The sequence below is a fragment of the Mesorhizobium sp. USDA 4775 genome, from assembly GCF_054062655.1.
Genome location: NZ_JBSSFM010000001.1, coordinates 1,507,121 through 1,529,058, shown reverse-complemented (window position 1 = coordinate 1,529,058; position 21,938 = coordinate 1,507,121). Strand labels below are relative to the sequence as shown.

The 21,938-nt window shown below is 61.5% G+C and carries 24 protein-coding genes; 18 read left to right on the top strand and 6 right to left on the bottom strand.

All coding sequences use genetic code 11. The annotated features are described in order from the left end of the window. Positions 1–176 precede the first annotated feature (176 nt). Positions 177–395, top strand: a complete 219-nt coding sequence (locus tag ACVILI_RS07610; protein WP_236952363.1) for a sunset domain-containing protein — start codon at positions 177–179, stop codon at positions 393–395. An 802-nt stretch (positions 396–1,197) separates the two neighbouring features. Continuing rightward, complete coding sequence (locus tag ACVILI_RS07605; RefSeq protein ID WP_019862884.1) at positions 1,198–1,365, top strand: hypothetical protein; 168 nt, start codon at positions 1,198–1,200, stop codon at positions 1,363–1,365. Between the two features lie 73 nt (positions 1,366–1,438). On the opposite strand, the gene ACVILI_RS07600 is transcribed toward ACVILI_RS07605, so the two are convergent. Further along, positions 1,439–1,825: a hypothetical protein gene (locus ACVILI_RS07600; protein WP_441937711.1), complete on the bottom strand. Its 387-nt coding sequence runs from the start codon at positions 1,823–1,825 to the stop codon at positions 1,439–1,441. Positions 1,826–2,003: 178 nt separating this feature from the next. Between ACVILI_RS07600 and ACVILI_RS07595 the strand changes: the two genes are divergently transcribed. The 9 genes from ACVILI_RS07595 (at position 2,004) to ACVILI_RS07555 (ending at position 8,431) form a co-directional block, all read left to right on the top strand. Then, positions 2,004–2,945, top strand: a complete 942-nt coding sequence (locus tag ACVILI_RS07595) for an IS1595 family transposase (RefSeq protein WP_457102376.1) — start codon at positions 2,004–2,006, stop codon at positions 2,943–2,945. Between the two features lie 148 nt (positions 2,946–3,093). After that, on the top strand, positions 3,094–3,963 hold the full coding sequence (locus tag ACVILI_RS07590; RefSeq protein WP_457102375.1) for a hypothetical protein: 870 nt from the start codon (positions 3,094–3,096) through the stop codon (positions 3,961–3,963). After that, positions 3,956–4,468, top strand: a complete 513-nt coding sequence (locus ACVILI_RS07585) for a type II toxin-antitoxin system VapC family toxin (protein WP_457102374.1) — start codon at positions 3,956–3,958, stop codon at positions 4,466–4,468. Before ACVILI_RS07590 ends, ACVILI_RS07585 begins: the two co-directional genes overlap by 8 nt. Further along, positions 4,461–4,610 carry a hypothetical protein gene (locus tag ACVILI_RS07580; protein ID WP_457102373.1) on the top strand — a complete coding sequence of 50 codons (150 nt, stop codon included), beginning with the start codon at positions 4,461–4,463 and terminating at the stop codon, positions 4,608–4,610. The genes ACVILI_RS07585 and ACVILI_RS07580 overlap by 8 nt, the downstream gene beginning before the upstream one ends. A gap of 468 nt (positions 4,611–5,078) precedes the next feature. Then, positions 5,079–6,032, top strand: coding sequence for an IS1595 family transposase (locus tag ACVILI_RS07575; protein ID WP_457102372.1), 954 nt, complete (start codon positions 5,079–5,081; stop codon positions 6,030–6,032). 197 nt (positions 6,033–6,229) lie between these two features. After that, positions 6,230–6,790, top strand: a complete 561-nt coding sequence (locus tag ACVILI_RS07570; RefSeq protein ID WP_457102371.1) for a hypothetical protein — start codon at positions 6,230–6,232, stop codon at positions 6,788–6,790. Between the two features lie 178 nt (positions 6,791–6,968). Next, entirely contained in the window at positions 6,969–7,142 is a 174-nt protein-coding gene (locus ACVILI_RS07565) for a hypothetical protein (RefSeq protein ID WP_457102370.1), read from the top strand. Positions 7,143–7,269: 127 nt separating this feature from the next. Beyond that, positions 7,270–7,701 (top strand): hypothetical protein, encoded by a 432-nt coding sequence (locus ACVILI_RS07560; RefSeq protein WP_457102369.1) that lies wholly within the window; start codon positions 7,270–7,272, stop codon positions 7,699–7,701. A 229-nt stretch (positions 7,702–7,930) separates the two neighbouring features. Next, positions 7,931–8,431, top strand: coding sequence for an MmcB family DNA repair protein (locus ACVILI_RS07555; protein ID WP_240564586.1), 501 nt, complete (start codon positions 7,931–7,933; stop codon positions 8,429–8,431). Positions 8,432–8,448: 17 nt separating this feature from the next. Here ACVILI_RS07555 and nhaA read toward each other — a convergent pair whose 3' ends face one another. From nhaA to ACVILI_RS07530, 5 genes are all read right to left on the bottom strand, one after another. Then, positions 8,449–9,645, bottom strand: a complete 1,197-nt coding sequence (gene nhaA, locus ACVILI_RS07550; protein WP_038651799.1) for a Na+/H+ antiporter NhaA — start codon at positions 9,643–9,645, stop codon at positions 8,449–8,451. A gap of 224 nt (positions 9,646–9,869) precedes the next feature. After that, positions 9,870–10,433, bottom strand: coding sequence for an ActR/PrrA/RegA family redox response regulator transcription factor (locus tag ACVILI_RS07545; RefSeq protein WP_019862880.1), 564 nt, complete (start codon positions 10,431–10,433; stop codon positions 9,870–9,872). Between the two features lie 64 nt (positions 10,434–10,497). Further along, a complete protein-coding gene (locus tag ACVILI_RS07540) occupies positions 10,498–11,829 on the bottom strand; it encodes an ActS/PrrB/RegB family redox-sensitive histidine kinase (protein WP_038651796.1) in 1,332 nt (443 codons plus the stop codon). Between the two features lie 26 nt (positions 11,830–11,855). Next, positions 11,856–14,318: an ATP-dependent helicase HrpB gene (gene hrpB / locus ACVILI_RS07535; protein ID WP_038651794.1), complete on the bottom strand. Its 2,463-nt coding sequence runs from the start codon at positions 14,316–14,318 to the stop codon at positions 11,856–11,858. Between the two features lie 47 nt (positions 14,319–14,365). Continuing rightward, positions 14,366–15,256: a DMT family transporter gene (locus tag ACVILI_RS07530; RefSeq protein ID WP_038651791.1), complete on the bottom strand. Its 891-nt coding sequence runs from the start codon at positions 15,254–15,256 to the stop codon at positions 14,366–14,368. A gap of 27 nt (positions 15,257–15,283) precedes the next feature. Between ACVILI_RS07530 and ACVILI_RS07525 the strand changes: the two genes are divergently transcribed. From ACVILI_RS07525 to ACVILI_RS07495, 7 genes are all read left to right on the top strand, one after another. Continuing rightward, the gene (locus ACVILI_RS07525) at positions 15,284–15,982 is read left to right on the top strand and encodes a PIG-L deacetylase family protein (protein WP_038651788.1); all 699 of its coding nucleotides are present in this window, start codon (positions 15,284–15,286) and stop codon (positions 15,980–15,982) included. 232 nt (positions 15,983–16,214) lie between these two features. Continuing rightward, positions 16,215–17,546 (top strand): ABC transporter substrate-binding protein, encoded by a 1,332-nt coding sequence (locus tag ACVILI_RS07520; RefSeq protein WP_038651785.1) that lies wholly within the window; start codon positions 16,215–16,217, stop codon positions 17,544–17,546. Between the two features lie 110 nt (positions 17,547–17,656). Next, positions 17,657–18,604: a carbohydrate ABC transporter permease gene (locus ACVILI_RS07515; protein WP_038653772.1), complete on the top strand. Its 948-nt coding sequence runs from the start codon at positions 17,657–17,659 to the stop codon at positions 18,602–18,604. Further along, complete coding sequence (locus ACVILI_RS07510; RefSeq protein ID WP_019862873.1) at positions 18,601–19,551, top strand: carbohydrate ABC transporter permease; 951 nt, start codon at positions 18,601–18,603, stop codon at positions 19,549–19,551. Before ACVILI_RS07515 ends, ACVILI_RS07510 begins: the two co-directional genes overlap by 4 nt. Beyond that, a complete protein-coding gene (locus tag ACVILI_RS07505; RefSeq protein ID WP_084791735.1) occupies positions 19,548–19,754 on the top strand; it encodes a hypothetical protein in 207 nt (68 codons plus the stop codon). The genes ACVILI_RS07510 and ACVILI_RS07505 overlap by 4 nt, the downstream gene beginning before the upstream one ends. A 2-nt stretch (positions 19,755–19,756) precedes the next feature. After that, positions 19,757–20,869, top strand: a complete 1,113-nt coding sequence (locus ACVILI_RS07500) for an ABC transporter ATP-binding protein (protein WP_038651782.1) — start codon at positions 19,757–19,759, stop codon at positions 20,867–20,869. Further along, positions 20,862–21,875 (top strand): ABC transporter ATP-binding protein, encoded by a 1,014-nt coding sequence (locus ACVILI_RS07495; protein WP_038651779.1) that lies wholly within the window; start codon positions 20,862–20,864, stop codon positions 21,873–21,875. The genes ACVILI_RS07500 and ACVILI_RS07495 overlap by 8 nt, the downstream gene beginning before the upstream one ends. Positions 21,876–21,938: the final 63 nt, after the last annotated feature.

Sequence of the window (21,938 nt, the reverse complement as noted above, 5' to 3'; positions counted from 1 at the left end):
GCGTGCCATTAAGTTAGGCAATGCTTATAGACTCCTCGCCAGAGCGGCGGCATTCTCCTCTCGGGAGGGGGAGTGGACAAGTCTCGCTACGACAATCGTTCCGACCGCTGGCGAAGGCGTGCCAGGGGTCGCCGGCATTGGCGTCCCCCATCTGGTGGACATTGATTGCCGCGGCGATCGCCATCCTGGCCAGCCTGATCGCCGTCAAGGCCGGGCCGCCTCTCGTGGGCTGCAACATCAAGGGAAATATCAGCTACAATACGGGCGAGCGCATCTATCACGTTCCCGGACAGCAATATTACAACGAGACCCGGATCAGCCTGTGGAAGGGCGAACGCTGGTTCTGTTCGGAACAAGAAGCTCGAAAGGCTGGCTGGCGAAAATCAAGATTATGAGAACGTCCGGCCAGGTCCGGTGGAACCAGGGACTTCAGTCTTATTTGCGCGATCGCTAATATACATATAGGTTAATCAGCGCGGGGACAATCACACCCAAAGCCCAAACCCGCAATGGCCGGCGCAGCCCCCTTTAGACCCAAAGCCAAACTGCGCCGGCCATTCCGCCAGGCATATTCCTTACGTCAGTCCTTATATGTCGGCTAACTAAAGTAACGGAACGTCCAATGGACATTTGAGGAACTTAAAAGGTCCCCTCAGACCTTTGTACACCGGCACGCAAGACTTTAGTCTTGCCGCCCTCTAGTGAAGAGCGCAAGTTGATCGCCACGACATAGGGCTCCACAGAGATGAATACCAGACTGCCCCCAGCCGGATATTGCGCGATCACGGAAGGCCCCTAGGGCTGGGGTTCGCCAACCCAATCGGCCGGCAGAGAGCGATTGCGTAATCGACCATTGTTCCACGAGCGATCGTGCCTTGCATGCGCCGCTTGCAACGCACCCGGTAGGAACGACCCGGCACGCTCGCAGTCGGGGGGACATGGGGTCGTGCCGGGTCGTTGCGGGTCAGGCTTTTGGGATCGTCTCCGCACTGCCTAAGCTATATGCATATTAGCCACAGCTCAATTAAGACTGAAGTCCCGCCCACGGACTGCCCAGCTGCAGAGAGCAGAACCTGTTCCGTGCTGGTTCACGGGATGAATGTTTGACAGGGCCGATACACCCAAAAGAAGTCAGGATCGGTTCTTGAAGGCTTGATTTGAAGGGCATACCGTCAACCCAATGGGCTTGGTGACACAATGTTGAACGACGAAAAAGACAAGCAGTTTTGGGCTTTGGACCTGGACGCTCTGCGCAAGGCTTTCGACACGTACGTTCAAGAGCACAAAACCACGGCAGCGGAGTGGGGGGAACACGCCAAGCGGTTCCTCGAAAAACAACGCGTTCGTCAGCGCGAATCGAACTGATTCCCGGCGCAGGAGCCGCACCGGTCTTACAGTGGTAGCCATTCCCCTACGGCTGGGTAGCGCTAGATCGAATTTAACTCGTGCCCTTAGGCACGAAGAAACACGTCCATCTGAATCTGTAGTAGGCCTCGAACTTCGTATGGGGAATGATCGTTCGATAGAACGTCATTAAACGCTCACAGAGATGGTAGTGGTCATCAATGGAGACTTGGGCACGTTCCCTGGGGATAAACCACTCCGGCTCTTGTGGCTCATTGAGATAGGCAGGGCGGGGCAAGCGGACGTAATAGCCGTCTTTGGTCTCTCTCACGGCGCGAGAGTCTATCGGATGGCAATCTTTGTTGCCGCAGCAATCATAGCGCAGAACCGGATCTTTTTTGCCGGTATACCAATCGTGGGCATCTGCGTCGCCGGCCAAGAGAAGCCATGCCAGCGCGATCCATCCCCGTGGCTGTTTCATGATACCCCTCGCTTTCGAGGGCCAGCATATATTAGCTAGGCCTAATTGTCAGCGGGGATACGCCGGCCCGTCGAGGACCCGGCCAGGTTTGTCAAATATATAATCGCCATCACAAGGGCGATTATATATTTGACAGACCCAAATGGATATGCGATAACGAATCCAAGGAGTTATCGCTATGTCAGTTCTTTCCCGCCCCTATTTCCATGATGAAGCCGCCGCCTTCGAACATGTCGAGGGTATGCTGTGGCCGCAGGGTCCGGTTTGCTTCCATTGCGGTTCGATGGAAAAGCACTACGCATTGAAGGGCGGTCGCACGAAGCCTTCCAAGAAGAACCCGCACGGCTTGGAAATCCACGGCCTCTACAAGTGCTCGGATTGCCGCAAGAAGTTCACCGTCCGCATGGGCACCATCTTCGAGGAGTCCAAGCTGCCGCTGCACATCTGGCTTCAGGCTTTGCATGCCATGTGCGCCAGCAAGAAGGGCGTTTCGGCGCATCAACTGCACCGCGCTTTGGAGATCACCTACAAGACGGCGTGGTTCCTGTGCCATCGCATCCGCGAAGCCATGCGCTCGGATGACTTCACGCCCATGGGTGGCGCTGGCAAATTTGTCGAGGTGGACGAAACCTACATTGGCCGCTTGAAGGGTACGCCGGTTAAGCCCGGTGGTGGCGCTCACAAGAACACCGTAGTCGCACTGGTCGAGCGCGGTGGCCGCGTCCGTACCTTCCATGTCGATACCGCCCGCATGGGTACGATCATGCCTATCGTGCGCGCCAATATTTCTAAGGAAAGCGCGATCATGACCGACGAAAGCGGCATCTATCGCCGCGCCAGCCAGGATTTCGCCTCGCATGAGTTCGTCACGCATTCCAAGGACGAATACGTTCGCGGCAACGTCCACACCAACACGGTCGAAGGCTATTTCTCGGTCTTCAAGCGTGGCATGAAGGGCGTCTACCAGCATTGCGCGGAACACCATCTGCACCGCTATCTGGCGGAATTCGACTTCCGCTACAGCAACCGCGTTGCCTTGGGCATTGATGACGCTGTGCGCTCGCTGATCGCGCTGAAAGGTGCGAAGGGCAAGCGCCTCACGTATCGTCAACCTGCTTGACGCGAAGAAAGAACACTACAGAAAACCAGTGCAGCTTAAGCTGCCGCTTTGGAAGGGAGAGCCGTTTCGGAGGCGTTACAAACGTTGATTCTCAGCCAAAATGCTGATACTTTTGCTGACGCTTTCAGCCTGAAACGAAGGTGGTTGAGTGGCTGAGCAGATCAAGATCAAGATACATCCATCTGGAACATCGTCGGATATGCTGACGGTGGCTGATGCTATGCGTCAGGTTCTCGATTTCATAGAGTTGCTTGAAAAGTCCGACCCAGCCGAACCGGGTTCGGCTGATAGAATTGTGTGGCGACTTTCGTACGCAACAACGAATTCCCCTTTCGAGATAGGCGCCGAAGCTACCTCGAAAGACCCGACCATCTCAATTGCCGCAAAGGCCCGGATGGTCAAAACGTCGGTGCGCCGTGTCTTTGGTCGTCTCTTCGACGACAACGGGCCAGCCATTCCGATTGATCTGGGCGACATTGAGCCCTTGGTTGCTAGAATCTTGGAGCGCAATACCAACGGGATTGGCGAGACCGATTTCGATTTCGGAGAAGACGTTGAGCCGTCGATCATCGTCCATTCAAATGCCAGCCGTGCTCTCCGGGCCATTGAGTCGGGCAAGCTATTTGCCGCCTCGCTCAGAGGGGACCTGACGCGAACCGAATATGGAGCGTTTGAAGGCGAGATCGTCTCAACAGGCATGTTCCACAACAGCCCTTCCGTCGTGGTCCGGCATAGGCTGAGCGGCGACAAGGTAACATGCGTTTTCCCGGCTGAATTCGCCTACCAGATTGGCAGCAAACATAGTTGGTTCGAGGTTTGGGCAGGCAAGCGCGCGCTCATTCATGGCGAGTTGCACTACGACGATGATGGACGGCTAAAGCGAGTAAACGCTTCCGATCTAGAGCTTATTGGGGAACGCGATATCGACCTAGCGACTGCGCGGCGGGAGAACCTTACGGAAGGGACTACCACCCAGGAATTGCTGGAGCGCGGCTGGCCGCGAACCAACGATGGCTAAGGCTAAGCGGTACTATTGGGACAGCGGTGCGTGGATTGACCTTCTCAATGGCAAGCCACAGACGAAGCGCGCTCTTGAAATCATATACAACGCCGCGAAGCGCGGAGAGGTTGAGATATGGACCTCGACCATATCGCACGTAGAGGTTTTCATGCTGGAGAGCGAAAAGGGGACTCACAAGCCCTATCCTTCCGCGAATGAAGACGTGATCGCACAACTACTGGAACAGCCCTTCATCAAGCTAATTCCGGTGGATTTGGAGATAGCGCGACATGCCCGCAAAATCCTGAGAGAGACGCCGGGGTTCAAAAACAAGCCTGACGCCATACATTTGGCGTCGGCGCTGCGATGGTCTGTTGATGCTCTCCACACATTCGACACGTCAGATCTGATTAGCCGAAACGGGCAGTTCACCAAGAAGGATGGGACCCCGCTTCTTATCTGCGTGCCTGATGAAACGACGGATGGACCTCTGTTTGCAAACCAAAAGACCGGCAATGCCTGAGAACAAGAAAACTCAAATCGACAAGTTCCGCGAACTGGCGCGGGAGATTGAAACCGTCGATTCCGAAGAGCCAATGAACGCGGCAATCAGGAAGGTGGCGAAGTCGCCGCCGCCTAAAGAGGATAAGAGCAAGAAATCCTAGGCATCCTGCCATGGGTCCGGTGGGGTCGGGTCGTCTCCTGCTAAGGCCCCCTCAAACGCGACCCTGGCCGCCTCTCTATCAACCCTTACCATCTCCCATGCGAGTTGACGAAAGTCATCGTGGGTTAGGACTACATTCCAGTCGGTGGTTCTCTTCGTTCCCTTACCCGATTGAAATGAGATCGTTACCGACGCTAGCGCTGGTGGTGCGAGTATTTGGGAGCCCTAGAATCTATCCAAACCGTTCGAGTTTCAACGCGATCATTAAACCTGAACGAATTGCCGGAATTGCCTGGCGAAGCAACCACAATGCCCATGGCTCTCTCCAATGTGCGCGGTGCTTTACGCTAACAAAAATCGGCGTGTCTGCAATCCGGGTCTGTCAAATATATAATCGCCATCACAAGGGCGATTCCCCATTTGACAAACCAAACTCGCTATGCGATAACGATTCCAAGGAGTTATCGCTATGTCCGTTCTGTCCCGCCCCGAGTTCCACGACGAAGCCAAGGCTTTCGAGCACGTAGAGGGCATCTTGTGGCCGAATGGTCCGGTTTGCCCCAAGTGCAAGTCCAATGAGCGTCACTACGCGCTGAAGGGCGTACGTTCCAAGGCTTCCAAAAAGAACCCGAACGGCGTCGAGCGCCACGGCCTGTACAAGTGCTCGAACTCGAAATGCCGTTCGCAGTTCACCGTTCGGATGGGCACCATTTTCGAGGAAAGCCATATGCCGCTGCATAAGTGGTTGCAGGCGATACACCTCATGTGCGCCTCTAAGAAGGGCATCAGCGCCCATCAGATGCACCGCATACTCGAATGCAAATACGACACCGCATGGTTCCTCTGCCATCGCATCCGTTTCGCCATGGCTTCCGGTGCGCTGTCCCCAATGGGCGGCGGCGGCAAGACCGTTGAAGCCGACGAAACATACATTGGCCGTCTGGCCGGCACGCCGGTTAAGCCGGGCGGCGGCGCGCACAAGAACAGTGTTGTTACCTTAGTCGAGCGCGGTGGTATCGCCCGTTCCTTCCATGTCGATACCGCCCGCATGGGTACTGTCATGCCGATCGTGCGCGCCAACATCGCCAAGGAAAGCGCGCTCATGACCGACGAGAGCGGTATCTATCGCCGCGCCAGCCAGGATTTCGCCTCGCATGAGTTCGTCACGCATTCCAAGGACGAATATGTTCGCGGCCATGTCCACACCAATACCGTCGAAGGCTTTTTCTCGATCTTCAAGCGCGGCATGAAGGGCGTTTACCAGCATTGCGCCGAACACCATCTTCACCGCTACCTCGCCGAATTCGACTTCCGCTACAGCAACCGAATTGCGCTTGGCGTTGATGACGGAACCCGCGCCTTCATCGCCTTGAAAGGCACTGTCGGAAAGCGCCTGACCTATCGCGGGCCTACTGCGATCTAAGCGCGATCACTATCGAAAGCCGGTCCAGCTTGCCCTGCCGCTCTGGCGTGGCGAGCCTCGTCGGCGTCGGCGGAGGCCAAAAGGCTAGGCTTTGTTCCCAATAGCTACCTACAACCCCAATACCTTAACCCCTTTGGATTGACTCCGGGGACCAAGGACCAGTACATATCCTAACGGAAACAACTGGGCCGATTCGGATGTCCATCGCCACAGAGATTTTAAAGCAAAAACGGCAAGAGCTTCTGGCCCGTGCTGCGGAAATCCGAAAGGATATTCGCGACATCGACGCGGCGCTGGAAATCCTAGGCGGCGAGGCCAGAACGGTTGCAGGCACTATCTACACCGGCAATGCGAACTTCAGCCTTCTGCCAGCTGGCCCCAGTCCGATCAATAATGCAATCATTGATGCTATCTCGCAGGGCGCTACCACGCCGGCCGCGATTTATGAGTTCATCACCGAACAGCGCCAGATCGACACAAGCAAGAATTCGGTCAGTACCCGCCTGTCAAAGATGAAGAACGACGGACTGATCGACAACGACGGTCGGGGCTGGACAGTCGTCAAGAAAGCAGAAGGCTCCGGCGCGGAAACGCCAGAGCCTTCTAATGCAGAATTGGGGCCGGTTGGACGGGGTACACCCTTCCCAGGTACACACCCCGAGGGTTCGAATCCCTCCGGCTCCACCGCTTCTCAGACTCCAAATCTTGATTGGGATGGTACTCCCAAGCGTGAATTGGATGATGAGATCCCCTTCTAACCCGCCGCTGCGAGGCACACGAGAAAGGAGAGAGTCCCATGGGACGAACGTGCATAATAGACGAATGAGGGCCAAGGCTCTGCACAGCATCTAAGGCTCGGTCGTCCGCTGGCGAGATAAACTCGCCGGCGGCGACATTTATATCTGACTCCCAGAAATTCGTAAAGAGTCGACCCCCATGGCTAAGGATAAATCTCAAATCGACAAGTTCCTTGAAGCTGCGCGCGCCCTAGAGGACGTGGCAGACGAGGACTACGACGATGCCGTCGCAAAAGTCGCTAAGGCGCAGAAGTTGACGGACGAAGAGATAAAGGCCCTCGCCAAAGAGGCGCGCAAGAAGTCCGCGGACTGAGATTGCTGGGGGTTTATCCTCGCAAACCACAGGCTAGGGCATCGACCGACGCATCAGGGGCTTGTTGACGCTACGGAATCTGCCGAGAGTCAGCATCCTCCCCCGATTCGAGAAGGCATCCTCCCCTATGGCCTACAAGAACGTTCTTCTGCTCCAGATATTTCTAAAATTCGAAGCCGAGTTATGCGACCGGGAACTGAAAGCTCTCGCGCGCGCAGTCGGTCCTATGTCCAAGCCGGTCATGCACGACAAGCGCCATATCGGCTACGTCATCATCACTGGCGAAACTGCGCAGGAACTAGTGGATCGTCTCGCCTTTGTGCTCGACGCTGATAACTTCACCGACTACACCGCCGTCCCTGTTCTCGGCAATCCAGCCGGCAAGCATGGCGGCTTCAATAGCCTCGTTACCCGCGTCCGTCTGGCCTATGCTGCTCTCCAGAGCAGTCCAGCCAAGCAGTTTGCCAAGAGTCAGATTCTCGTCGAACAGCGAGGACGCAAAAGCGCACCGGCTGAGATGCGCGTCAAAAGCGACCGAGATCGGCAAACGCCGAAGTAGCCGTATGGTGAAAAACTCGACACGACCCATGACTACCCCTCCAAGCTAGAGGGGTAGTCTGACTCTTCAACCTTGTGCCGGGAATGCGGCAAAAGGAATCGGCTGTTGCTCCAGCCGGTGCCGGCCTGTCGAGCCGAAGAATCGCATTTATTGATTTGGTTTGTCAAATGGGGAATCGCCATCACAAGGCGGGTTCAAACCGTGAACAAAATCTGGCATGGTGCCTGCCATGCCGATCATTTCCCCCATCGCAATCAACCCCCTCATCGACGGTCGCCAGTCGGAACGCGCCATGCTGGTGCGGCGCGGCGTGCAGCGGCTGCTCATGGCGATGGGCGCGCATGTGCTGCCTGAACTGTCGCTGGCCACCGGCCGTCGCGCCGACCTCGTGGCGCTGACCCGCCAGGGCGACATCTGGATCATCGAAATCAAATCCTCGATCGAGGATTTCCGGGTCGACCGCAAATGGCCCGCCTACCGGCTGCACTCCGACCGCTTCTTCTTCGCCACCCACCCCGGCGTGCCGGCGGAGATCTTTCCGGAGGAGTGCGGCTTCATCCTCTCCGACGGCTATGGCGCCGAAATCCTGCGCGAGGCGCCGGAGCACCGCATGGCGGCGGCAACACGCAAGGCACTGATGCTGCGGATCGCGCGCGCCGGCGCGGCGCGGCTGCTGGCGGCGGAGCTGGCCGGCGTCTCGGTGCCGGCACTCGAGGGGGAGAGCGAGTAGTTCGCGGAACCGCGCCCCTACTCCGTCTCTTCTTCCGCTCCACCCGCGGCCGGCGCCATCAGCAGCACGGCAGCGCCGATGATGGCGGCGATGAAGGAGCCGGCGAGGATGCCGACCTTGACCGCGTCCTGCAGAGCCACATCGCTGGCGAAGGCGAGCAGGCCGATGAACAGGCTCATGGTGAAGCCGATGCCGCAGAGCAGCGAGATGCCGATCATATGCGACCAGCCGGCATGGGCCGGCAGGTCGGCCAGGCCGAGCCTTATGGCAAGTGCCGAGGAGCCGAACACGCCGACCAGCTTGCCGACCACCAGGCCGGCGGCGACGCCCAGCGTCAGCGGCTCTATCAGCGCGCCAAAACTCAGGCCGGCGAGCGAAACGCCGGCATTGGCGAAGCCGAAGATCGGGATGACGAAAGAGGGGACGATTTTGTGCAGGCCGTGCTCGAGCCGGTGCAGCGGCGAATGGTCGAGATCGTGACCGATCCCGGCGGAACGCTCGAGCGGAATGGTCAGCGCGAGCGCAACGCCGGCAAGCGTGGCGTGGACGCCCGATTTCAGCACCAATACCCACAGGATTGCGCCGAGCAGGAGATAGGGCACCAGCGTCATCACCCGCATGCGGTTGAGCACGACAAGCACCGCAATGACGGCGAAGGCGGCGCCGAGATAGATGAGCGACAGGCCGCTCGTATAGAAGATGGCGATGATGATGACGGCGCCGAGGTCGTCGATGATGGCGAGCGCGGTCAGGAAGACCTTCAGCGAAGCCGGCACGCGGCTGCCGAGCAGCGACAGCACGCCAAGCGCGAAGGCGATGTCGGTGGCGGTCGGGATCGCCCAGCCGGAGAGTGCCGCCGAATTGTTGCGATTGATGGCGACATAGACCAGCGCCGGAACCACCATGCCGCCGGCCGCCGCGATGCCGGGCAGGACGCGGCGTGGCCAGGTCGACAGCTGGCCGTCCAGCATCTCGCGCTTGATCTCCAGCCCGACGAGCAGGAAGAACACCGCCATCAGCCCGTCATTGACCCAATGCGACACGCTGAGCGGGCCGAGATAGGCATGGAGAACGGAGAAATAGGTTTCGGCAAGCGGTGAGTTGGCGACGATCAAGGCCAAGGCCGCCGCCACCATCAGGATGATGCCGCCGGCCGCCTCGCTGTCGAGGAATTCGCGGAAGACGGAAATCGGCCGCTGCTTCAAATCCTGCATGTCGCCTCCGTTAAACCGCGTCACTTGCGATGATGCTCAAACTCCGGCCTCCGGACAGTATCCGACCGTGCTTGGGCGTCTCAGAGACTGTTTCGAAATTCGCTCTGGCGAGTCATATGGTGGTGGTTTCGAGAACCGGAGCGGAGCGGACGTTCGGGTCCGTGAGCACCGGAAGCGCAGAAAACGCCATCAGATGGCCGCCAGAGTAGAATTTCCAAACAGTCTCATCGCGGGGCGCGCTTGGCCAGTATCCGCTGCAGCGTGCGGCGGTGCATGTTGAGCCGGCGCGCTGTTTCGGAAACGTTGCGCTCGCACATTTCGTAGACGCGCTGGATATGCTCCCAGCGCACGCGGTCGGCCGACATCGGGTTTTCCGGCGGTGCGGCGCGCTCGCCCGAGGTGCGGGTGAGGGCGGCGAAGATGTCGTCGGCGTCGGCAGGCTTCGACAGATAATCGACGGCGCCGAGCTTCACCGCCGTCACTGCGGTGGCGATGTTGCCGTAGCCGGTCAGGATGATGGTGCGGGAATCCTCGCGCTTCTCGCGGATGGCGGCGACGACATCGAGGCCGTTGCCGTCGCCGAGCCGCATGTCGACCACAGCGTAGGCCGGCGGATTGGCGCGGGCCTTGCCCACCGCCTCCTCGACGCTCTCGGCGGTCTCGACCATAAAACCCCTGGTTTCCATGGCGCGGGCGAGACGCGTGAGGAACGGCTTGTCGTCATCGACGATCAGAAGCGAGGTGTCCTCGCCTTCAACCATTGCGCCAATATTTTCATCGCCTGTCATCGTCGTAAGAATTCCTGCTGCCTTAATTTTACGCAGATATAGTTTTGCGCCGCTATTGTCCAATTTACGCAGTGTCAAACATGGTGGCCGGGGCCGTTTCCGGGTTCAGGAAGACCGATCTCGGCCACGAAATCTGCACCACGGCGCCCTCGCCCAGGCCGCTCGAATTGCGGAAGTCGAGCGTGGCGCCCGAGCGTTCGAGCAGAGTCTTGGCGATGAACAGGCCGAGTCCCAGCCCGCCGCCGGCCTCGGTGCCTTGGCGCGTCGACATATAGGGCTCGCCGATGCGATCGATGATTTCAGGTGGGAAACCAGGCCCGTCATCGATGATCGAGAAGGTGACGGCCGCCTCGTCCCAGCTCCAGCGCACGGTGACGCTCTTGCGGGCGAAATCGACGGCGTTCTCGACCAGATTGCCGAGGCCGTAGATGACGCCCGGATTGCGCCGCCCGACCGGCTCCGGCCCGCTGCGTTCGCCCGGGCGGAGCTTGATCGAGATGCCGAAGTCGCGATGCGGCGCGGTGACCTCCTCGACCAGCGAGGTCAGCGGCAAGCGGGACAGATGCGCCTCGCCCTCCGACGACAGGCTGGTCAGGCGCTTGAGGATTTCGCGGCAGCGTTCGCTTTGCGAGCGCAGCAGCTTCACGTCCTCCCCGTATTTCGGGTCGCTGCCGAGCGCCTTTTCCATCTCCTTCGCGACGAGCGTGATGGTGGCGAGCGGCGTGCCGAGCTCATGCGCGGCCGCCGCCGCCAGGCCGTCGAGCGCCGAAAGGTGCTGTTCGCGCTGCAGCACCAGTTCGGTGGCGGCAAGCGCATTGGCCAAAAGCCGCGCTTCGGCGGCCACCCGGAAGGCATACATGGCGGTGAAGGCGATCGAGGACAGCACCGCCATCCACATGCCGGCGACATAGATGAAAGGCATGGCCAGCGGCGCGCCTTCATACCAGGGCAACGGCAGATGGAAGAACACCAGCAAGGTCGCCGCCAGCATCACCAACCCGCCGAGGATGGCGGTGAGGCGCAGGGGCAGCGACGTCGCCGAAATGACGACAGGCACGGTCATCAGCAGCGAGAACGGATTGGTCAGGCCGCCGGTCATATAGAGCAGGCCGGCAAGCTGCAGGCTGTCGAAGATCAGGATGCCGAAGGCGGCGAACGGCGTGAGCCTGTGCGCCGCCGGAAACCTGAAGGCCAGGAACAGGTTCATCCAGGCCGAACAGGCGATCAGCGCAAAACACAGGCTCACCGGGAGCGGAAATTTCAACCCATAGGCGACGACGAGCACCGCAACGCTCTGGCCGACAATGGCCAGCCAGCGCAGCCGGATCAGCGTGTTGAGGCGCAACCGCTGGCTCTGCTGGAAATCGGGCGCGTTCAGGATGTTGATCATGGCCATGGATTACAGCCGCTTGAGGGCAAGCGCTAGGTGCCGCGCGGTTTCGCGCGGGCGGTAGCCGCCGCCAGCAGCGGATTCTCCGGCCAGACATGTTTGGGATAGCGCCCGCGCATGTCGGCGCGCACGTCGGCCCAGGAGCCACGCCAGAAGCCGGGCAGGTCGCGCGTCGTCTGGATTGGCCGGTGCGCCGGCGACAAGAGTTCGAGCGTCAGCGGCACGGTGCAGTTGGCAATCGAGGGGTGGCGGTCGAGGCCGAACAGTTCCTGCACGCGCACCGCAAGCACAGGCCATTCGCCGTCATAGCGGATCGGCACATGGCTGCCGGACGGGGCGTCGAAATGCGTCGGCGCCAGCGCATCGACCTTGCGCTGCAGCTCGTGCGGCACGAGCGAGGCGAGGCCAGCCGAGACGACACCGGGATCGATGGCGGCCAGGGAAGCCGCCCCAGACAGGAAGGGCAGCAGCCAGTCGTCGAGGCGCTCGATCAGCGCTTCGTCCGACATATCGGGCCAGGGGGACCCAAGGCCACGATGCAGCCAGGACAGCCGCTGGCGCAGCGTCTCGGCCTCCTTGCTCCAGCTCAGCAGTGACAGGCCGTGCTCGCGCAACGCATCTGTTATGGCGCGGTCGGCATCGGCGCCTGAAGGAGCCGGCAGCATGCGTTCGGCGAGCGTGATGGCGCCGAGGCGCACCGTCTCACGCACACGCACGGCGCGGCGCTCTCGGTCGAAGCTGGTTTGCCGACGCGTTTCGATCCGGTCGGCCAGCGTGGCGCGGATGTCGTCCTCGCCTATTGCCGCAGCGGCCGCGATGCGGGCGTTCTGCGCCTTGCCCTGCAGGTCGGCGACGACCAGAAACGGCTCGCCCGCCAGCGGGTCGGCGGCATCGAGCATGGCGCCAGAGCCATTGGCCAACACGAAACGGCCGCGCTCGCCGCGCGCCTTGGCGACGCGGTCCGGCCAGGCGTTGATGAGAAGAGAACCGGCCGGTGCTGCTTCACTGTCTTTCGCCGCGCCCACCTGCCTGGCCAGCCTCTCCGCGAGTTGCCGCGCGGCGGTGGCGCGGGACGATCTTTCCCCCCGAAAGCGCATCAGCCGCCGCTCCAGATCGGCGCCGTCGCCACCAAGGCCGCGTTCGGTGAGCAGCACCGCCAGCATGGCCGCCTCGCCCGCATGGCCGCTCCGCGCAGCTTCGGCGACCATATGTGCAAGCCGCACCGGCAGAGCGAGCTTGCGCATCGAAGCGCCCGCTCCCGTCAGGCGCCCCGCCTCGTCGATGGCATGGAGCGCGCGCAGCAGCACCCTTGCCTCGTTGAGCGCCGGCGCCGGCGGCGGATCGAGGAAAGCGAGGCCGGTCGGATCGGCCACACCAAAGGCGGCACAGTCGAGTAGCAGGCCTGAAAGGTCCGCTTCGAGGATTTCCGGCGGCGTGAAGGCGGGCAGTGCCGCGGTCTGTTCGGCGCGCCAGAGCCGGATGGCGACGCCGGCTTGCGTGCGCCCGGCACGGCCGGCACGCTGGTCGGCGGAGGCCTTGCTGACGCGCACCGTCTCCAGCCGCGTCAGGCCGCTTGCCGGCTCATAGCGCGGCAGCCGCGACAGGCCGGAATCGATGACGACGCGCACGCCGTCGATGGTGATGGAGGTCTCGGCAATCGACGTCGCCAGCACCACCTTGCGGCGGCCCGCCGGCGCCGGCTTGATCGCGGCGTCCTGCGCCTTGCCGTCGAGCTGGCCATAGAGCGGCACGATGTCGGTGTCGGCGCCGACCTTGCCGGCCAGCCGTTCGGCGGTGCGCTCGATCTCGCGCTGGCCGGGCAGGAAGGCAAGCACGCTGCCGCTCTCATCGGCAAGGGCGGCGCGGATCGCCTTGGCCATCGCATCCTCGATCGGGACGCCGGCCGGCCGTTCGTCGTAGCCGATATCGACGGGGAAAGCGCGGCCCTCGCTTTCGATCACAGGCGCGCCCGACAGGAGTTTTGCGACGCGCGCGCCATCGAGCGTCGCCGACATCACCAGCAGCCTGAGATCCGGCCGCAGTGCGCCCTGCACGTCGAGCGCCAGCGCCAGGCCGAAATCGCCGTCGAGCGAACGTTCGTGGAATTCGTCGAAGATGACCGCCGAGACGCCGGGCATTTCGGGATCGTCGAGGATCATGCGCGCCAGAACGCCCTCGGTGACGACCAATATGCGGGTCTTGGCCGAGCTGCGGTTTTCCATGCGCATGGCATAGCCGACGGTCGCGCCCGGCTCCTCGTCAAGCAATTGCGCCATGCGGCGCGCGGCGGCGCGGGCGGCGAGCCGGCGCGGTTCGAGCAGGATGATCTTGCCTGTGCCCATCCACGGCGCATCGAGCAGCGCCAGCGGCACCAGCGTCGTCTTGCCGGCGCCGGGCGGCGCCACCAGCACGGCGCTGTTGCCGGCACCGAGCGCTTCGCTGAGCGCCGGGAGCACGGCGGATACCGGAAGCTCCGGCAGGGATCTTGTCGTCATCGCGTCCGCATATCAGCGGTCACGGTCACCGTGCAACCGGCGCCGGCTCAAAGCCGGGTGCGCGCAAACGGGTTCCAGCGCACGGTGCCGATCCGCACCTCCTCGCGCATCATGGTCAGCAGGCCGGAGCCGCCGACGATCGCGAGGCCGACCAGCGTCAGCCAGTCCGGGTATTCCTGGAAGAACAGCGCGCCAAGGATCACCGCCCAGACGATCTGCGAATAATGCGTCGGCGCGATCCGGTTGGCGGGGGCGTATTTGGCGGCGAGCAGCTGCATGAATTGTCCGCCCGCGGTGAAGGCGCCGGCCATCGCCAGCCAGACGAGCTGTACGGCATTCGGCAAGGCAAATGAGGTGGCGGCGGCGCCAGCCCCGTTGAACAGCAGGCCGTAGCCGACAAGTACACCGAGCATCGAGGTGCGCTTTTCCTGCTGCGCGAGCGAGCGCAGCATGATGACGCTGGTCGCGGCGAGGAAGGCGTTCACGAAAGCGGCAAGGTGGCCGAGGTTCAATTCACGAAAACCCGGCCGCACCACCAGCATCACCCCGGCAAAGCCGGCGACCACGGCCAGCCATCGCCAGGGGCCGACCTTTTCCTTCAGGATGACGGTGGACAGGATGGTGACCAGCAAAGGCGCCAGGAAGATCAGCGCGTAGACTTCGGCAAGCGGAATGTGCGTGAAGGCATAGACGCTGAGCACGCCCGACGCGATGCCGGCCCAGGCGCGCGCCTGCACCGCCCATGGCCGTTTCATGCGCCAGAAATCGAGCCAGCGCTCGCCCGCCGGGCGGGTGAAGAACAGGAAAAAGCCGGCAAACAAAGTGACGAAGAAGCCGATCTCGAAGACGGTAAACTGTCCTCCCAGGCTCTTGATAACGGCATCGCTGCCCGAATAGCTTGCATAGGCGATCAGGGCGAGCAGGATTCCGTTCGGCACGTTTTTCCATTTCCGGGAGAGAGTAGCTTGAAAATATTGGCGCTCGGTGCGCATCCGGACGACATCGAGATCTTCATGTTCGGTACGCTGGCCGCCTATGCGGCGCAAGGCGCAGAATTGACTTTTGCCGTGGCCACGGATGGGGCCAAGGGCGGCAAGAGTGATCCCGCCGTTCTCGCCCGCGTCCGTCGCGAGGAAGCCACGGCGGCGGCAGCGCTGCTTGGTGCTGCGCCACGCTTTCTCGACTTTCCCGACGGCGAGCTGGTGGCCGATGCCGCGCTGATCGGCGTGCTGAAAACGCTGATCCGCGAGACCGGGCCGGAGCTGGTGATCACGCATGCGCCCAACGACTATCACGCCGACCACCGCGCGCTGTCGGACGGCGTGCGCATAGCGGCTTCCTTCGCGGTTCCTGTGCTGCATGCCGACACGATGGGCGGTACCGGATTTGCGCCGACGCACTATGTCGATATTTCCGCCTACCGGGATATCAAGTCGCAGGGGATCCGCATGCACCGGTCACAGCGGCCGGAGCAATATGTCGACCGGGCGCGCATCCAGAATGAATTTCGCGCCGGCCAATGCAACGCTGTCCCCGGTTCCCTGGCCGAGGCTTTTCGCTTCGAGCCTACATTTCCCTTCGCCGACATACGCGCCTTACTGCCGCCCGCGCCGCCGGTTCGGCCGGTGACGCCACAGACGAACCTCATCGGCGAGGCCGGCTGAGCGGCTGCCGGAGAAACATCCGGCGATCATTTCCCAACGATTTCAATCATCCGTTTCGTCATGTTGCGACGCAGCAACGAATTCGCTTGCGTTGTTTAGTAAAAATGGCATCACTAAACAAATTACTAAACATCTGCCGCGCTCCGGCGCCGCCATGTTTAGGCCTCTGAGGAGAGAGGTTGAGGGCTCTTGAAACCGTCATCCGGGCGCGTTTCGTAAATGGGAGGAAGGCATGAAATCGAGCTTGAAACTGGCGTTGGGACTGGCCTCGGCGATTGCAGCGTCGACAGCCGTCTCGAATGCCGCACACGCTGAAGACCTGACGCTCTGCTGGGCCGCCTGGGACCCGGCCAACGCACTTGTCGAATTGTCCAAGGACTTTACCAAGGAAACCGGCATCGGCATGAAATTCGAGTTCGTGCCGTGGACCAACTATGCCGACCGCTTCCTCAACGAACTGAACTCGCACGGCAAACTGTGCGACCTGATCATCGGCGACAGCCAGTGGATCGGCGGCGCGGCCGAGAACGGCCACTACGTCAAGCTGAACGACTTCTTCGACAAGGAGAAGATCAGCATGGACGACTTCGTGCCGGCGACCGTCGTCGGTTACTCGGAATGGCCGAAGAACACGCCGAACTACTGGGCGCTGCCGGCCATGGGCGACGTCGTCGGCTGGACCTATCGCAAGGACTGGTTCTCCAAGCCGGAGCTGCAGAAGGAATTCAAGGAAAAGTATGGCTGGGATCTCGGCCCGCCGGCGACCTTCGACCAGTTGAAGCAGATCGCCGAATTCTTCCAGAAGCGGCAGATCGACGGCAAGACCGTCTATGGCGCCTCGATCTACACCGAGCGTGGCTCGGAAGGCATCACCATGGGCGCCATGGACGTGCTCTACAGCTACGGCTTCCAGTATGAGAACCCGAAGAAGCCCTACGAGATGGAAGGCTTCGTCAATTCAGCCGACTCGGTCAAGGGACTGGAATTCTACAAGGCTCTCTATGATTGCTGCACCCCTCCGGGCGCATCGAACAGCTACATGGGCGAAGGCGTCGATGCCTTCAAATCCGGTCAGGTGGCAATGCACATGAACTTCGCCTTCACCTGGCCCGGCCTGCAGAAGGACGAGAATGTCGGTGGCGACAAGATCGGCTACTTCGTCAATCCCAAGGGTCCTGGCGGCGCCCAGTTCGCGCAGCTCGGCGGCCAGGGCATTTCGGTGGTTTCCTACTCCGACAAGCAGGAATCGGCGCTGAAATACATCAAGTGGTTCGCCAACAAGGACGTGCAGGCCAAGTGGTGGTCGCTCGGCGGCTATTCCTGCCTGAACTCCGTGGTCAAGGACCCGAAGTTCCCGTCCAGCCAGCCCTACGCCCAGGCCTTCCTCGACTCGATGGCGATCGTGAAGGACTTCTGGGCCGAGCCGAGCTACGCACCGCTGTTGCAGGCCTCGCAGAAGCGCTTCCATGACTATGTCGTGGCCGGCCAGGGCTCAGCCAAGGACGCGCTCGACGGCCTGGTCAAGGACTGGACCCAGGTGTTCCAGGACGATGGCAAGATGTAACCGGCTCCTCCCGAGCTAGGCCCAGGCGTCCCGTGCCACCCTTGGCACGGGACGCAGTTCAGATAAATTCCATCACAGAGACGACCCAAGTGACCGAAGCAGGACTGACCATGCTCAATCGGACCGTGGAGAACGTTGCCCTGGCGACCCCGGAACCGTTGGCCCGCAAGGTCCGGGGCATCAGCGACAAGGGCCTCGCCTGGCTGTTCATCTCGCCGACGATCCTGTTGCTGCTCGCCATCAACATCTTCCCGCTGTTCTGGGCGATCTATCTGTCCTTCACCAACTACCGGGCCAACCGGCCGAACGAAGTGGTGAAGAATCTCGGCTTTGCCAACTACCAGCGCATCCTCGGCGACCAGGACATCTGGATCGCCATGCAGACGACGGCGCATTTCGTGTTCTGGACCATCCTGTTGCAAACGCTGATCGGCTTCACGCTGGCCTGGCTGATCGACCGGAAATTCCGCGGCCATGCCTTCTGGACGACGCTGATCCTGGTGCCGATGATGCTGTCGCCGGCGGTGGTCGGCAATTTCTGGCGCTTCCTCTACGAGCCGCAGATCGGCCTGTTCTCCTATGTGATCTCGTTCGTCAGCGGCATTCCGCCGACGAGCATCCAGATGCTCTCCAACGTGTCGCTGGCGCCATGGTCGATCATCATCGTCGATACCTGGATGTGGACGCCCTATGTGATGCTGATCTGCCTCGCCGGCCTGCGCTCCATCCCCGAATACATCTATGAGGCGGCCGAGGTCGACCGCGCTTCCAACTGGCGGCAATTCTGGTCGATCACGCTGCCGATGGCGCTGCCCTTCATCATGCTGGCGGTGCTGTTTCGCGGCATCGAGAACTTCAAGATGTTCGACATGGTCAATTTGCTGACTGGCGGCGGGCCGGGCTCCACCACCGAGGTCGCCTCGATCACGCTGAAGCGGCAGGCATTCGAGAGCTGGCGTACCGGCTATTCCTCGGCCTTCGCCATCATCCTGTTCGTGGCGGTGTTCGGGCTGGCCAACATCTACGTCAAGGCGCTCAACAAGGTGAAGCAGAGATGAGCCTGACCACTGCCCATTCGGTCGTCGCACCGTCAGCGAATTCGAAGCGCGTCGCCGGCGCGATCATCATCGCCTACGCGCTGATCTCGATCGTGCCGCTCCTGTGGATCTTCGCCACCAGCTTCAAGACGCCGCCGGATTCGATCGCATATCCGCCGAAAATCGTGTTCCAGCCGAGCATCGAGGGCTATTGCAACCTGTTCACGACGCGGACGCGGCAGACACCGGAATACATCAACTCGCTGGGTCCGGCGACCGGCTTCTGCGACGAGACCGTGCGCAAGCGCAACATGGTGATCGCCGGCCCGTCCAACTTCCTGCCGCGCTTCCTCAACTCGCTGATCATCGCTTTCGGCTCGACGTTCTGCGCCGTCTTTCTCGGCACGCTGTCGGCCTATGGTTTCTCGCGCTTCAAGGTGCCGCTCGCCGACGACCTCCTGTTCTTCATCCTGTCGACGCGCTTCATGCCGCCGATCGCGGTCGCCATTCCGATCTACCTGATGTACCGCGAGCTTGGCCTGTCGGACACCGCGCTCGGCATGATCCTGCTCTACACGGCGGTCAACGTGTCGCTGGCGGTGTGGCTCTTGAAAGGCTTCATTGACGAGATCCCGCGCGAATATGAAGAAGCGGCGATGATCGACGGCTATACGCGGCTGCAGGCATTCTGGCGCACCGTGCTGCCGCAAGCGACCACCGGCATCGCCGCGACCGCGATCTTCTGCCTGATCTTCGCCTGGAACGAATATGCCTTCGCGGCCCTTTTGACCTCGGGCACGGCGCAGACCGCGCCGCCCTTCATCCCGACCATCATCGGCGAAGGCGGCCAGGACTGGCCGGCGGTCGCCGCCGGCACGACAATCTTCCTGGTGCCGATCCTGGTTTTCACCATCCTGCTTCGCAAGCAATTGCTGCGCGGCATCACCTTCGGTGCGGTGCGCAAATGAGCATGACCAATCCCGTCAAACGCAAATCGCGCTGGCCGGCCTGGGCCCGGCGCGGCCTGATGGAAAATATCGCCACAGTGCTGATCGCCATCGGCTTCCTGATGCTGTTCCAGCCTTTCGCGCTGTCGCTCTACACCTATTCCTTCATCATCATGCTCGCCGGCACCGTGATGTTCATCATCGTCTCGAAGTTCCCGGAATAGTCATGGCCGAGATCCGTGTTCAGCACCTGAGAAAGGCCTTCGGCGATTTCGTCGCCGTGCAGGATTCCAACTTCGTCGTCGAGGATGGCGAATTCTTCGTCATGCTCGGGCCGTCGGGCTGCGGCAAGACGACGACACTGCGCATGATCGCCGGGCTCGAACTGCCGACCGGCGGCCAGATCCTGCTCGGCGGCGAGGACGTCACCATGCTGCGGGCACGTGAGCGCGACATCGCCTTCGTGTTCCAGCTGTTCGCGCTCTACCCGCACATGAATGTGCGCAAGAACATCGGCTTTCCGCTTTTGGCGCAAGGCATGTCGTCGGCCGAAATCCGCACGCGTGTCGAGGAGACGGCAAAACTCCTGCGTATCGACCATCTGCTCAACAAATCCGTCTCTGGCCTTGCCGGCGGCGATCGCCAGCGCGTGGCGCTCGGCCGCGCCATCGTGCGGCGGCCGAAATGCTTCCTGATGGACGAGCCGCTCGGCACGCTCGACACCGAATTCCGCGATTTGATGGTCCATGAATTGCGCGAACTGCACAACCGCATCCACGCCACCACCGTCTATGTCACGCATGACCAGATGGAAGCGATGTCGATGGCCGACAAGATCGCTGTGATGAACCACGGCGTCATCGAACAGTTCGGCACACCGCGCGAAATCTACGACCGCCCGGCGACCATGTTCGTCGCCGACTTCATCGGCTCGCCGCCGATGAATTTTCTGGGCTTCGGCGGCGGGCTTACCAAGGGCGCCAAGGAGATCGTCGTCCAGGGCGCGAAGGTCGCGGTGCCGGAGGTGCGCGAGGATATCGCGCCGGCCGACATGGCGCTCGGCATCCGCCCCGAACACATTCGCTTCGACGATGCCTCGAAGCTGCGCGGCGCCATCTACGGCACCGAATATCTCGGCACCACGCAGATCGTCGCGGTGGAAACGGCGGACGGCATCATCAAGGCGCGGGTTCCGGCCGAGATCCGGCTCAACGCCGGCGATCATGTCGGCCTGGCGCTGAACAGCGCACGGCTGTCGCTGTTCGACAAGGGATCGGGCCGCGCGGTGAAAACCGCGATCCACGACACCGCCTCTCAGGGGAGAGCGCAGCATGGCTGACGTGCATATCAAGAATGTGACCAAGAGCTTTGGCGAGCATGTCGCCGTCAACGGTCTCGACCTGCACATAGCAGACGGAGAGTTCGTCGTGCTGCTCGGGCCGACCGGGGCCGGCAAGACGACAACGCTGCGGCTGATCGCCGGACTGGAACGGCCCGATGCCGGCACGATCGAAATCGGCGGCCATAATGCGACGACGCTGTCGCCGGCCGAGCGCGACACGGCCTTCGTGTTCCAGCAGTACTCGCTCTATCCGCATCTGTCGGTCTACGACAATCTCGCCTTCCCGCTGCGCTCGCCGGCGAGGAAGATCCCGGAGGACCAGATCCGCCGGCGGGTCGAGGAGGTGGCGAAGATGGTGCGCATCCACCACAAGCTCGCCAACCGCTCGACCAAGCTTTCGGGCGGCGAAATGCAGCGCGTCGCTATCGGCCGCGCTTTGGTGCGCAAGCCCGCCATCTATCTGATGGACGAGCCGCTGTCATCGCTCGACGCCAAGCTGCGCGCGGATCTGCGGCTGGAGCTGAAGCGCATCCAGTCCGAACTCGGCGCCACCATGCTCTATGTCACGCACGACCAGATCGAGGCGATGACCATGGCCGACCGCATCGGCATCCTCGCCGATGGCGTGCTGGTGCAGATCGGCTCGCCGCGAACCATCTATTCGGAGCCGGCAAACCTGCATGTCGCGGCAAGGCTCGGCCAGCCGGCGATCAATCTTCTGCCAACCGGCCTGCTGCCCGATGGCAGCGCGCCGGTGGGCACCAGGACGATCGGCGCGCGCACCGAACATCTGACGATCGAAAAGGCCAGGAATGGCCATGCCGACGGCGTCGTCGACTGGGTCGAGCATCTCGGCGACCAGAACCACCTGCATGTGACGGTGGGGCCGAAGAAACTGGTGACGCTGACCGACCCCGACACCGATCTGGCGCAAGGCGACAAAGTGGTGATCCGCTACCGCTCGCCGCTCTATTTCGGCGCCGATGGACAAAGATTGATGTGAACGGCTTTCGGTGTTCCCAGCCGGGGCAACGCCGCTTCTGATTGACGATCGCGAATACGGGAC